A 12499-nucleotide genomic window follows, 5' to 3' on the forward strand; every position below is an offset into this window, starting at 1 on the left:
CGCCCCAGTATGGCCGGTGGCCCACCAAGCCCGGTGCGGGGGCGACCATCAGCCGGATGCCGTCATTCGGGTGCGACCGGGGCCAACACATCCACCAGGTCGGTGAGCGCGAGGCGGGTGGCTTCGGCGACGTCGTCGGTTGCGTCGGCCAACGCGCCCGCCACCGCGCCGTCCTCGACCGCCATCAGTTGCGCGATCCGACCGGGATCGGCGACCCGGCCACATTTGTCCAGCACATCCCCGTGCAACCCGGCGAGCATCTTGCGCCGCTCGTCGAGCAACGGTTCGAGGCGTGCGCACCGTGTGGACAACACCACCGTCTCGATCCGGTTGGTCAGCGCCCGGCGGGTGGTGTCGGGACCGACGAAGACCTCGGCCAGGGCCTCAGCCGTGGCCTCGGCACCACGACGCCGCTTGTTCAACGCCTCGGCGCGGGCGCGAATGCACTCCTCGTCGTCGCGACAGGTATGGGTGGCGGCTTCGACGAGAAGGTCCTCCAACGACTCGAAGTAATAGGTCGTGGAGGCCAGTGGAAGATCCGCCCGCTCGGCGACGGCCCGGTGCCGAACGGCGTCGTAGCCACCTTCGATCAGCAGCTCGCCCGCAGCCGCGATGAGCCGGGCGCGGCGACGGAGACCCTTGGGGGTGGCAGCTGAGGTCACCCCGATCATGCTGCCAAAACAGTCTTTTGCCCGGTGCTGTATTCGTCAAATCACCGCGGGGACCGGGATCAGCGGACGACGGCGGCGAGTTGCTCCAACGCGGCGCCGATGGTGTCGGACCCACCGGCGAACGACATCCTAACGGTGTGTCTGCCTGCGTCGGTGTCGAAGTCGACGCCGGGAGCCATCGCGACACCGGTCGACGCGAGCACCTCGGCACACCAGCCGATCGAATCGTCGGTGAGGTGCTCGACGTTCGCGTACACGTAGAAGGCACCGTCCGGCGGCGCGATATCGGTGATCCCGAGCTCGGCGAGACCGTCGAGGAGCAGCCTCCGGTTGAGCGCGTATCGGGCGACGTGGCCGTCGAGTTCGGTGATGGCGTCGGCGGAGAAGGCGGCGACCGCCCCGTACTGCGACAGTGTCGGCGGACAGATGGTCATGTTGGCGGTCAGCCGTTCCACCGGACGCCGCAGCTCGGGCGGGACCAACATCCAACCCAGTCGCCAACCCGTCATCGAGAAATACTTGGAGGTCGAGTTCACCACCACCGATCGGTCACCGAACCGTCGGGCGCTCACGGTGGGTCGGCCGTAACTGATGCCGTGATAGATCTCGTCGCTGATCAACAGCGTGCCGTGCGCATCGCACCAGCCCGACAGGGCAGCGAGATCGCCGGCATCGAGGACGGTGCCGGTGGGGTTCGCCGGGCTGGCGACGATCAACGCCGCGGGCGGTTCGTCCAGCTCGTCGAGCATCTCGACCGTCGGGACGAATCGGGTGGCCGGGCCGCAGTCGAGCTCGACCACCCGCGCGCCGAGGGCGGCCAGGGTGTTGCGGTAGGCCGGATAGCCCGGGCGGGCGACGGCCACCGTCGCGCCGACGTCGAACGCGGCCAAGAAGATGAGGGTGAACGCCCCGGAGGACCCGGTTGTCACCACCACCTCGTCCGCGGTGACCGGGACGCCGTCTCGTTCGCGGTGGTGGGCGGCGATGGCCTCGCGCAGCGGCATGATGCCCAGCGATTCGGTGTAGCCCAGGATCTCGGAGCCGAGCACGTCGGCAACGGCCGCACGCACAGCCGCGGGGGCCGGAGTGGACGGTTGACCGGCGGCGAGTGAGTACACCGGCAGCCCCGCCGACCGTCGGGCCGCCGATTCGGCCAGCACGTCCATGACGTGGAACATGGCAATCCGTGACCGGTCCGACTCGCTACGCATCACACCACCGTATCGACCCGCTCTACTCAGGGATGCTGATCCGGCCCTCCTGGGCGCTGCGTCCGATGTCGCTACGATGATGTGCGCCAGGCAGATTGATCTTGTCCACCCGTTCGTAGGCCTGGGAACGCGCGGCGGCGAGGTCGGCGCCAACCCCTACCACGCTGAGCACCCGACCACCGGCGGACACCACGGCACCGTCGTCGCCGACGGCCGTGCCCGCGTGCAGCACACCGTCGCCGTCGGCACCGGTGATGGTGTCGCCGATCCGTGGTTTGCCCGGATAGTTCTCGGCGGCGACCACCACGGTCACCGCGGCCCCGTCCCGCCATCGCAGCGCGGGCAGTTCCGCCAGTCGACCGGTGGCCACCGCGTCGAGCACCTCACCGAGCGGTGACTCCAGCAGGGCGAGCACCGCCTGGGTCTCGGGATCGCCGAAGCGACAGTTGAACTCGACCACCGCGGGACCGTCGGCACCGATGGCCAGACCGGCGTACAGCAGGCCGGAGAACGGGTCGCCGCGCCGGTCGAGTTCGGCAGCGACCGGCGCCACCACCTCGTCGACGATGCGATCGACCATCCCGTCGGGCAACCATGGCAACGGGGTGTAGGCCCCCATCCCGCCGGTGTTGGGTCCACGGTCGTCGTCACCGACCCGCTTGTGGTCCTGAGCGGGAAGCAACGGCACCACCGTGGAACCGTCCACCAGGCAGAACAAGGACACCTCGGGGCCGTCGAGGAAACTCTCCAGCAGCACCGGGTGACCGGATTCCAACAGGTCGCGGGCATGGGCGCGGGCGGCGTTCCGGTCGGGTGTCACCACCACTCCCTTACCCGCGGCCAGACCGTCGTCCTTGACCACCCAGGTCGGCCCGAAGCGATCCAGGGCGGAGTCGAGATCGGCTGGGTTGTCGACGATCTCACTGGTCGCGGTGCGTACGTCGGCGGCGGCCATCACCTCCTTGGCGAACGCCTTGGAACCCTCGATCTGTGCGGCCGCCCGGTTCGGACCGAACGTCGCGAACCCGGCCGCGCGGAGGGCGTCGCCGACGCCCAGGACCAACGGGACCTCGGGACCGATGACCACCAGGTCGGCACCGATCTCCCCCGCCAGTCCGACCACCGCGTCGGCGTCGATGATGTCGACCCGGTGCGGCGTGGCCAGCCCGCCGGTGCCCGCGTTGCCGGGGGCGACGTGCAGGTCGGTGACCGCAGGATCCTGGGACAGTCCGAGGAGCAGCGCGTGTTCACGGCCGCCCGATCCGATGACGAGTACTCGCACGCGTCGGACTCTACCGGGGACGGTAGGCGAAAATGACGCGCCGTCAACCATGGGTCGGCGTTAGCGTCGACCCATGGACGCGGACAAGGGCTCGGTGACACTGCGGTGGGAACAGGTGGTCGTCGACGCCCTGGACCCGGTCGCCCTCGGCACCTGGTGGGCCGAGGTGCTGGGGTGGACCATCGTCAACGACAGTCCCGGAGAATTCGAGATCCAATCCGAACCCGGGGTGCTGCCCGGCATCATCTTCGAACCGGTGACGGCACCGAAGACCGAGAAGAACCGCGTTCACCTCGACTTCCGGCCGACCGACCAGACCGCGGCCGCGGACCTTCTGGAGGCCCACGGCGCGCGGCGGGTCGACATCGGACAGGGCGACCAGCAGTGGATCGTCTACGCCGACCCGGAAGGCAACGAGTTCTGCCTGTTGCACCACTGAGCCGGCAGACCCATCACCCTGCCCGTCACCTGGGTGCGGTCAGGTCGTAGAGCGTCACGCCGTCCACTGTCGTGGATGTGTAGTGCTGCTCCACCCACGTGGAGATCGACGACCCGGTGCCCTGGGCTCCCATCCCGAATCCCATCCCACCCGCGATGAAGTAGTGGATCTTGCCTGCGGCGACGTACTGCTGGAACTGTGCCAACGTCGGCGAGGGGTCGCTGCCGTTGAATCCACCGATCGGCATGACCGGCTTCTGGGTGGCCAGTTGATAGCCGGACGCGGAGTTGGATCCGATCGCCGCGGCGACCCAGGTGTACCGATCCGCATCGGTCTCCAGCAGCGTGGTCATCTCCTTCGACGGCGTGGAGCCCTCGAGAAGCCCACCACCGGGACCACCCATGCCGCCGAAGCGGCCGCGCGCGGACCGCTCGGCCGTATTCGCGCCCTGACCGGCAGCGGCGTTCGGAACCGTGCCCTGTCCGGGGGCAGTTCCCTGGCCTGTACCGGTCGGTCCACCGAACTGACCGCCCTGCATCGGGCCGCCCTGACCACCGGGTGCGAAGCCACCCATGCCACCGGGCATTCCGAAGCCACCGCGGTTGCGGCCACCCCGACCGCCACCGCCCATGCCACCCGGTCCGAAACCACCCTGACCGGCGGGTCCCGCCGTGATGATCGACCCCGTCTTGGCGGTGCTCACCGTGTCGGCGGTATACGCCAACGGCCCGGCGAGCCCGAGTACCACCGCCACCAGCGCGGCCGCCATCGCGGCCGTCCGCACCCGCGGGATCAACAGGACCACCGCGGCGAGCAACGATCCCACCAGGACCACGATGCGGAGCCACGGCACGAAATCGGGGGTGCGGTTGAGCAGCACGAATGCCATTACCCCGGTGACCAGCGCCGACACCGCCAGCACACAACGCACCCAGAACCGCGCACGCTGTTCCCAGCACGTCCAGGCACCGCCGGCGAGCAGCGCCGCGATCGGCGCCGACAGGGCGATCGTGTAATAGCTGTGGAAGATGCCGGACATGTAGCTGAACACCGCCATGGTGACCAGCAACCACAGTCCGGTGACGACGAGGAAGGCACGCCGCGGGTCGTGGCGATCGACTCTGCCGCGCAGCACGATGGCCGCGATCCCGAGGATCAGCGCGGTCGGGATGAGCCAGGCGATCTGTCCGCCCTGGCCTGACTCGAACATCCGGAAGAACCCGGTCTCGCCCCACATTCCGCCGCCGGGACCACCGCGCCCGCCACCGGGCATTCCCCCGCCGCCGCCGAAACCGCCGAAACCGCCTGTGCCGGTCCCACCGAACGCCTCGGCGGCCGCACCCCCGCGGGCGCCTCCGCCCCCAGGGGTGACGCTTCCGGTCTCGTCACCGGTCAACCGTCCGAAGCCGTTGTATCCGAATGTCAGTTCCAGGATCGAGTTGTGCTGCGACCCACCGATCCACGGCCGGGAACTGGCCGGCCACAGCTCCACGGCGAGAACCCACCAACCGGCACCGACCACGAGTGCGGCCAACGACGCGAACAGGTGACCGAGTCGCTTCGGCCACGTCCTCTGACCGAAGGCCAGATAGGCCACGGCCAACGGCGGAATGATCAGGAAGGCCTGCAACTGCTTGGTGAGGAAGGCGAACCCGACCAGCAGACCGGTCAGCACCATCCAGCGAACACGACCGTCCTCGATACCCTTGAGCGTGGCCCAGACCGCGGCGATCAGCAGCAACAGCAGCAGCGCATCGGGGTTGTTGAATCGGAACATCAGCGCCGCCACCGGGGTCAACGCCAACGCGGCGCCGGCCAGCAGACCGGCGATCGGCCCGAAGTACCTGCGGACGATGACATAGAGCAGACCCACCGAGGCCACACCCATCAACGCCTGCGGCACCAGAATCGACCACGAGTTCAGGCCGAAGATCCGGACCGCGATCCCCGGGAGCCACAGCGACATCGGCGGTTTGTCGACGGTGATGGAGTTGGCCGCATCCGACGAACCGAAGAACCACGCCTTCCACGACACCGACCCGGCCTGGATGGCCGCGGAGTAGAAGGAGTTGGCGTATCCGTTGGCCGACAGGTTCCACAGGTACGCAACGGCGGTGCCGACCAACAGGGTCGCAACGCCGAACAGCTCCCACCGCCGACGGGCGGTGGGAGCGTACGGACGATCTTCTGTCACCGGCGCACTGGCGACCACGGTCATGCGGACACCTCGGCCTCATGCGCGCGGAACACCCAGCGCAGCGCGACGAAACGGGTCAACGTGGCGATCAGGTTGGCGATGATCAACACGGCGAGCTCGACGTGCTTGCTGGCCCCCGGTGCCGACATGTGGAGCACCAACAGGGACCCGGCGGTCAGTGCCCAGCCGAACAGGAACACCGCGAACCCCTGCACATGGTGCCGCATCGCTCCTTCCCGCCCCCGGATCCGGAACGTAAAGCTGCGGTTCGCGGCGGTGTTGAGCACCGCGGTGATGGCCAGGGCCAGGAAGTTGGCGACCTGTGATCCGGTCAGCGGGTGGAGCAGCAGGTACAAGACCGCGTAGGCGATGGTCGAGGCGACCCCGATGACGCAGAAGCGGGCCAGCTGTCCCACCATGCCCCGCGGCACCCCCGTCACGTGCGGATCGGTCAGTTCGGGCCTGCCGATCGTCTGTTTGAGGTCCGCGACCGGAAGACTCCCGTCAGCCAGCGCGCGACCGACGCGCCAGCACCCCTTGAGGTCCTCGACGGCGGTGCTGACGATGTCGACCTTGCTGTCGGGATCGTCGATCCAGTCGACGGGTACCTCGGCGATGCGCAGTCCCACCCGCTCGGCGATGACCAGCATCTCGGTGTCGAAGAACCAGCCGGTGTCCCGCACGAAAGGCAGGATCGCCCGGCCGACATCGGTCCGGATGGCCTTGAACCCGCACTGGGCGTCGGAGAACCGTGCCCCCATCGCGGTGCGCAGGATGAGGTTGTAGCTACGCGAGATGAACTCACGCTTGGGGCCGCGGACGACCCGCGAGGAACGTGCCAACCGCGAGCCGATGGCCACGTCGGAGTGCCCGGACAGCAGAGGGGCGACCAGCGGCATCAGCGCATTGAGATCGGTGGACAGATCCACGTCGACGTAGGCGACGACCTCGGCGTCACTGGTCCGCCAGGTCGCGTTCAGCGCACGACCACGCCCCTTCGCGTCGAGGTGCGCAACCCGCACCATGTCCAGATTCTCCGCGAGATCGACGGCCTCGGCGAGTGTGCGGTCGGTGCTGGCGTTGTCGGCGATGGTGATGCGCGCCGGGTACGGCAACTGGGTGCGCAGGTGCTCGCGCAGTCGTAGCACGCAGGTGCGCAGATCCTTCTCCTCGTTGTATACGGGGACGACCACGTCGAGCCGCGGGTGGGCCGCGGTGTGATCGACGACCATGGTCATCTGCGACACCGGATCGGGCTCGGGCTCGGGCCGGTAGCCCGTGTGGTCAACGATTTCTGCTGTCATGACGACCACTGTCGGGCCGTGAGCTGGATCGGTTCTGCGCTGCGCCTGTCAGCTTCCTGTGAGCCGATCGGCGAGGGGTTGCGCGGGGCGGATCAACTGGGCACTTTGTCGCTGTGACCTGCGGCGACGAGGGCGTCAGCGATCTTCGTGCGGGCCTCGTCGAGTCTCGCCGGGTCCGGGTCCGACTGCGCGACGCTGAGGTCGAACTCGTCCATCGAGTGCGCCGGGAAGACGTGCAGGTGCACATGGGGGACCTCGAACCCGGCGATGAGCAGACCCATCCGGGCCGCATCGAAGGCGGTCGCGGTGGCGGCGCCGACGGTCTGCGCCACCTCCGTGAGGTGCGCCCAGAGCGCGGGATCAATCGACTGCCACTGGTCGACCTCGGCGATGGGGACCACGAGAACGTGACCGTCGGTCACCGGATTGATGGTCAGGAAGGCGACCACGGAGTCGTCGCGCCAGACGAAGCGTCCCGGCAGTTCGCCGCTGATGATCTTGCTGAAGACCGTTGTCATGGCCAGCACCCTACCCGCGTCCGACCGTGACCGGACTCAGTGCGTGAGAAGGATTTTGACCGCGGTGATGACAGTCGCGACCACGGCCACGGTGATTCCCGCGAGCAGGGTGCGCCAACTGAGCGCCCCCGACGAGACCCGTTCGACGAGCACTCCGAGCCCCGCTATGCGTGCCACGATCCACCCGGCCGCGATCCACTGCGCCCACTGCGGATCGAGCGCACCACTCGCGGCGATACCCAGGATCACCGTCGGCGGCAGGCCCGAGGTGACGATGGGCACCGAGTCGCGTAGCTCCTGCATCAGCTGACCGCGGGCAACTCGCGGATCGGCGGCCCGACCGTCCGCGGCGGTATGCACTCCGTGCGCCATCCACTCGGCGAACACGTGCGCGAACCAGGTGGACACGGTGGTGCCCAGCACCAGCGCGACGGCGGTGCCGTCCTCGACGTACCGCGGCGTCACCGTGACCACCACCGCGAGCACCAGGATGTTGCCGTAGACGAAGGCCGACACCCGGGCGGCGGCCCGCTCGACGGGCAGGCGATGTGCGTCGTCCCTGGCCACCCGCCTGCGCAGCCATCCCGGCAGCGGCTGCCGGGATGGGGTGTGCGCGGGTCGCGTGAGGCCGGGGTCGGTCATTCCACCCGCGGCAGTCTGACCCAGAAGGTGGCACCCTTACCCGGTTCGCTGTCCACCCCGACCTGACCGTCGTGCGCGGCGACGAGGGCCGACACGATGGACAGCCCCAGGCCACTGCCCCCGTTGGTGCTGGATCGGTGTCGCGACGAATCCGCCCGGTAGAACCGCTCGAATACGCGGTCGCGGTCTTCCGGCGACAGTCCCGGACCGGTGTCGGCGACCGCCAACAGGGCCCAGTCGCCGATCGTCCCTACCCGTACGGTGATCTCGGCGGCGTCCGGCGTGTGGCGTAGGGCGTTGGTGATGAGGTTGCCGATGACCTGCGACAACCGCGCCGCATCGCCGATGACCGTCGGCACCCCTGGACCATCCACCACCTCGAGGTCGACGACTCGCTGCGGGGCCGTGGCCTTGGCGGCATGCACGGCGTCGGCGGCCAGCGACAACAGATCGACGTGGGCGCGTTCCAGTGGACGCTGCGCGTCGAGACGCGCCAGCATCAGCAGATCCTCCACCAGCAGACCCATCCGGTTGGCTTCGGTCTGGATCCGCGCCATCGCCTGGTGACCGTCGGGGATGGCGCCCTGCTGGTACAGCTCGGAGAACCCCTTGATGGAGGTGAGCGGGGTGCGGAGCTCGTGGCTGGCGTCGGCGACGAACCGTCGCATACGGTCCTCGGAGCGCCGCGCCTCCTCCTCGGAGGCCGCGGTGGCCGCGAACGCGTTCTGGATCTGGTGCAGCATGACGTTCAGCGACGCGGCGAGTCTGCCGACCTCCGTGTTCGGCGGCCCCTCGGGAACGCGTCGCGTGAGGTCCCCGCCGGCGATGGCGTGCGCCGTGCTCTCCACCCGCGTCAATCCGCGCAGGCTGGTGCGAACCAGCAGGTAACCGAGGACGCCGATGACGACGAGCACTCCGAGTCCGACTCCCAACAACAGCCACGTCAACCGTTCCACCGTGTCACGTACATCGTTGAGCTTCACGGCGACGATCGACGTCCCGGAACTCGACCCCACCTTGACCACCCGCCACTGGGTGTCGGAGCCGTCGGCCGATCCCACGGTGGTCGGACGAGATCCGAGTGAGTCCACGTCGACCTTGGGTCTACCGCCCGGGTCGTTGATCTCGAACGACGAGCCGTCCGAGCGGATCAGCATGACGTAGTAGGGCGACGGCGGGCGACGTGGTCCGGCCTCGTCGAAATTCGTCGGTGGCGGTGTGTCCCGGGGTCGGGCCCAGCCGTCGGCGGCCTGACGCAACCCGTTGTCGGTGCGTTCGACCAGCTGGTTCTGCATCGCAGTGGTCACCGAGACCCCCGAGACGGTCAGCCCCAGCGCCACCAGGATGAGGGTCATCGCGACCAGCGAGATGCGCAGCGGGACACCCCGGCGCAGCCGGCGGTTCCGTCGTACCTCGGTGCTGGTGGTCACCGGGGTTCGCGCATCACATATCCCACACCGCGCAGGGTGTGGATCAGGCGCTTCTCGCCGGTGTCGACCTTGCGACGCAGATAGGAGACATACGACTCGACGACGTTGACCTCGCCGCCGAAGTCGTAATTCCACACGTGATCGAGGATCTTCGGCTTGGACAGCACGGTGCCCGCGTTGATCATGAAGTAGCGCAGCAGGGTGAATTCGGTGGGCGACAGCGAGACCAGCTCACCGTCTTTCCACACCTCGTGGGTGTCGTCGTCGAGTTCGATGTCGGCGAACGAGATGCGCGACGACTGCTTCTCGCCCTCGGAGTACCCGTTACGGCGCAGGATCACCCGCAGACGCGCGACGACCTCTTCCAGACTGAACGGCTTGGTCACGTAGTCGTCGCCACCGATGGTCAGACCGTTGACCTTGTCCTCTACCGAATCGCGGGCGGTGAGGAAGAGCGCGGGGGCGTCCACGCCGTCCGCCCGCAGTCGACGCAACAGACCGAAGCCGTCCATCCCGGGCATCATCACGTCGAGAACCAGTGCATCGGGGTGGAACGTACGCGCCTTGTCCAGCGCGGCGGGTCCGCTGTCGGCGGTCTGCACCTCGAAGTGCTGGAACTTCAGCGACACCGACAGCAGTTCCAGGATGTTGGGCTCGTCGTCGACGACGAGCACACGGGGTCCGGTATCAGTCATGACACCCAGATTGTGTCAGCTTCCTTCTGTACCGCTGTTCGATGGCTGGGAGATTCCTGTGAATGACCGCCCGCCACGTCAGTTTCGAAAAAATAATTGCGAAACTATTCTTTCGTAATTATCGTCGGGGCATGGAACCACCCGAGGACGCACGCCGGCGACGAAGGCAGCTGTCGACTCTTGCCGAGTTGAAGGCGGTGTCACATCCGACTCGACTCCGGCTGTTCTATGCACTCAAGGCGTCCGGGGAACCGATGACCGCGACTCAGCTGGGAGAGATCGTGGACGAATCACCCGCCTCGGTCAGCTACCACCTCCGAAACCTGGCAGCCAATGGCTTCATCGAGGAGACGTCGATCGACGACGGGGACAGACGGCAACGGTGGTGGCAACCGAGTCCGGTCAGTTTCTCGTGGTCGCAGACGGATTTCGGCAATTCACCGGGTGCCACTGCCGTCACGGTCGCCGCCAAATCCGCCATGCGCGGCCATCACTGGTCGCGGCTGAGCGAGTACGACCAGACCGCGAGCTCCTGGGGTGACGAGTGGGTCCGCGCCGCCTTCAGCACAGACACGATGATGCGACTCACACCCGATCAGACCGCGGCTCTGCACGCCGACCTGCAGCTCGTCATCGACCGGTACAGAACCGGCGGGCCATCGGCAGAATCCGATGACGTTGCCACGGTGATGGTCCTGATGCACGGCTTCCCGACCCAGATCTGACCACCATGTCGATCATCGATCCGACCGATCACCTTCGTCTCCAGGCGCAGGACCGCGACCATCACCTGCTGCATCGACAGCGTGAACGGGTCGCCGACGCCCAGTCCGAATTGCGTCACCGCGAGCGCCGCCTGGACCAGGCGTGGCGACAACTGACCGACGCGCTCAGCGGTGTCGTGGATGCGCGTCGCGCGTTGACGGCGGATGACCCGACCTGAACCGATCAACCGAGGTCGGCCATGAACGGCGCGGGGAAGCTGGGACGTGGCCGCACCTCGCCCAACCAGGTGGCGAGGTCGTCGGCGCGTACGGCCAGTGCTCGCTGCGCGTTCCGGGGCAGCGACTCCAGCAGGTGGAGTCCCACCGAACCGTCGTCACGGCGGAACCAGCCGCCGACCACCCGACCGTCCCACCATGCCGTCTGCCCACCGTTGCCGTTGCGGTCGAACAACGCCGGCGCGTGCGGGCCCAGGTAGAAGTCCCGCTGCTTCCACCCCATGGTCGTGGGGTCGAGTTCGGGGAGCAGGAGCGCCCCGGGCGGCACCGGGTCCACCGGGGCCAGATCATCGGCGAGCAGATAGCCGGTCTGACCGTCGTCGAGTCCCACCTCGGCCACGTCCAGCGCCGCCAGCGCGGCACGCACCGCAGCCTTGGTGCTGCCCAGCCACCAGACGATATCGGTCTCGGTGCCCGGCCCGAAGGTCGCCAGCCACCGCCGCACCATCGCTCGCAGAGCCGTCGCCGCATCCGGGATCGCCGGTTCGGACCCCAGCCAGGCCGCCATCGACGACCATCGCGGGCGCGATCGATGCCAGGGGGCGTCGTTGGGACCGCGCACCACCTGTCCGGCCGCGGACAGCATGTTCAGCACCCGTGACGTCATCTGATGCATCGCAGGCAGTTGTAGTTGCGGGGTCGCCAGCCGCAGTTCGGCGGCACTGCGGGCCACGCCATCGGCAAGGGTGCCGACGACTACCCGCGCGGCGGCATCGATCAACTCGTCGGGATCGGTGACGCCGGGGGTGCGCCGCAGATCGCGCACCATCGCCGTCCGCTGTGTACCGGCCACCCTGGCCCCCACCGCACCGATCGTGTCGGGCAGCACCTCGCGGCTGACCACGAACAGCGTCCGCCGCATGGCGAGCTGCTTCACCAGCTCCCGACGCTCATGGAGCAGATCACCCACCTGCTGCGGATCCGGACCCGGCCCGCGGGTCCGCGCCCACGCCGACAGATGCACCGTCGACGGGGTGGTGGCGTGCAGTCCGATCATCGCGTCGCACACGCCGACGAGATCATCGGGGCGGCGTGGCTCGGCGAACCCGTGTCGACGCAGCAGCCTCGCGCGCCGCTGTGCATCGTCGACCCGCGGTGTGGACACCGGT

Annotated in this window: 13 protein-coding genes; 3 read left to right on the top strand and 10 right to left on the bottom strand. The window is 68.2% G+C overall.

The genetic code is table 11. The features are described from left to right. Positions 1-62: 62 nt before the first annotated feature. From BW971_RS16235 to purD, 3 genes are read right to left on the bottom strand one after another with little or no spacing between them, the layout of a single operon-like run. Positions 63-671, bottom strand: coding sequence for a TetR/AcrR family transcriptional regulator (locus BW971_RS16235; protein WP_076481600.1), 609 nt, complete (start codon positions 669-671; stop codon positions 63-65). A 59-nt stretch (positions 672-730) separates the two neighbouring features. Next, entirely contained in the window at positions 731-1882 is a 1152-nt protein-coding gene (locus BW971_RS16240) for an aminotransferase class I/II-fold pyridoxal phosphate-dependent enzyme (protein ID WP_076481603.1), read from the bottom strand. Positions 1883-1904: 22 nt separating this feature from the next. Next, entirely contained in the window at positions 1905-3164 is a 1260-nt protein-coding gene (gene purD, locus BW971_RS16245) for a phosphoribosylamine--glycine ligase (protein WP_200799456.1), read from the bottom strand. A gap of 73 nt (positions 3165-3237) precedes the next feature. Between purD and BW971_RS16250 the strand changes: the two genes are divergently transcribed. Next, positions 3238-3603 carry a VOC family protein gene (locus tag BW971_RS16250; RefSeq protein WP_407701229.1) on the top strand — a complete coding sequence of 122 codons (366 nt, stop codon included), beginning with the start codon at positions 3238-3240 and terminating at the stop codon, positions 3601-3603. A gap of 25 nt (positions 3604-3628) precedes the next feature. Here the strand turns inward: BW971_RS16250 and BW971_RS16255 are convergent, their stop codons facing one another. The 6 genes from BW971_RS16255 to BW971_RS16280 all read right to left on the bottom strand — a co-directional run bounded on the left by BW971_RS16255 (position 3629) and on the right by BW971_RS16280 (position 10389). Beyond that, entirely contained in the window at positions 3629-5821 is a 2193-nt protein-coding gene (locus tag BW971_RS16255; protein ID WP_076481608.1) for a glycosyltransferase family 39 protein, read from the bottom strand. Beyond that, entirely contained in the window at positions 5818-7038 is a 1221-nt protein-coding gene (locus BW971_RS16260; RefSeq protein WP_083710178.1) for a bifunctional glycosyltransferase family 2/GtrA family protein, read from the bottom strand. The genes BW971_RS16255 and BW971_RS16260 overlap by 4 nt, the downstream gene beginning before the upstream one ends. 158 nt (positions 7039-7196) lie before the next feature. Beyond that, positions 7197-7622, bottom strand: coding sequence for an HIT family protein (locus BW971_RS16265; RefSeq protein ID WP_076481757.1), 426 nt, complete (start codon positions 7620-7622; stop codon positions 7197-7199). A 36-nt stretch (positions 7623-7658) separates the two neighbouring features. Then, entirely contained in the window at positions 7659-8264 is a 606-nt protein-coding gene (locus tag BW971_RS16270; RefSeq protein ID WP_083710154.1) for a hypothetical protein, read from the bottom strand. Next, complete coding sequence (locus tag BW971_RS16275) at positions 8261-9619, bottom strand: HAMP domain-containing sensor histidine kinase (protein WP_076481762.1); 1359 nt, start codon at positions 9617-9619, stop codon at positions 8261-8263. The genes BW971_RS16270 and BW971_RS16275 overlap by 4 nt, the downstream gene beginning before the upstream one ends. A 71-nt stretch (positions 9620-9690) precedes the next feature. Then, the gene (locus BW971_RS16280) at positions 9691-10389 is read right to left on the bottom strand and encodes a response regulator transcription factor (protein ID WP_076481611.1); all 699 of its coding nucleotides are present in this window, start codon (positions 10387-10389) and stop codon (positions 9691-9693) included. A 131-nt stretch (positions 10390-10520) separates the two neighbouring features. Between BW971_RS16280 and BW971_RS16285 the strand changes: the two genes are divergently transcribed. Beyond that, complete coding sequence (locus BW971_RS16285) at positions 10521-11114, top strand: ArsR/SmtB family transcription factor (RefSeq protein WP_076481614.1); 594 nt, start codon at positions 10521-10523, stop codon at positions 11112-11114. Positions 11115-11119: 5 nt separating this feature from the next. Then, on the top strand, positions 11120-11332 hold the full coding sequence (locus BW971_RS16290) for a hypothetical protein (protein WP_076481617.1): 213 nt from the start codon (positions 11120-11122) through the stop codon (positions 11330-11332). 5 nt (positions 11333-11337) lie between these two features. Here BW971_RS16290 and BW971_RS16295 read toward each other — a convergent pair whose 3' ends face one another. Continuing rightward, the gene (locus tag BW971_RS16295; RefSeq protein WP_076481620.1) at positions 11338-12495 is read right to left on the bottom strand and encodes a winged helix DNA-binding domain-containing protein; all 1158 of its coding nucleotides are present in this window, start codon (positions 12493-12495) and stop codon (positions 11338-11340) included. Between the last annotated feature and the right edge of the window lie 4 nt (positions 12496-12499).

This window comes from Williamsia sterculiae (genome assembly GCF_900156495.1).
GTDB lineage: Bacteria > Actinomycetota > Actinomycetes > Mycobacteriales > Mycobacteriaceae > Williamsia_B > Williamsia_B sterculiae.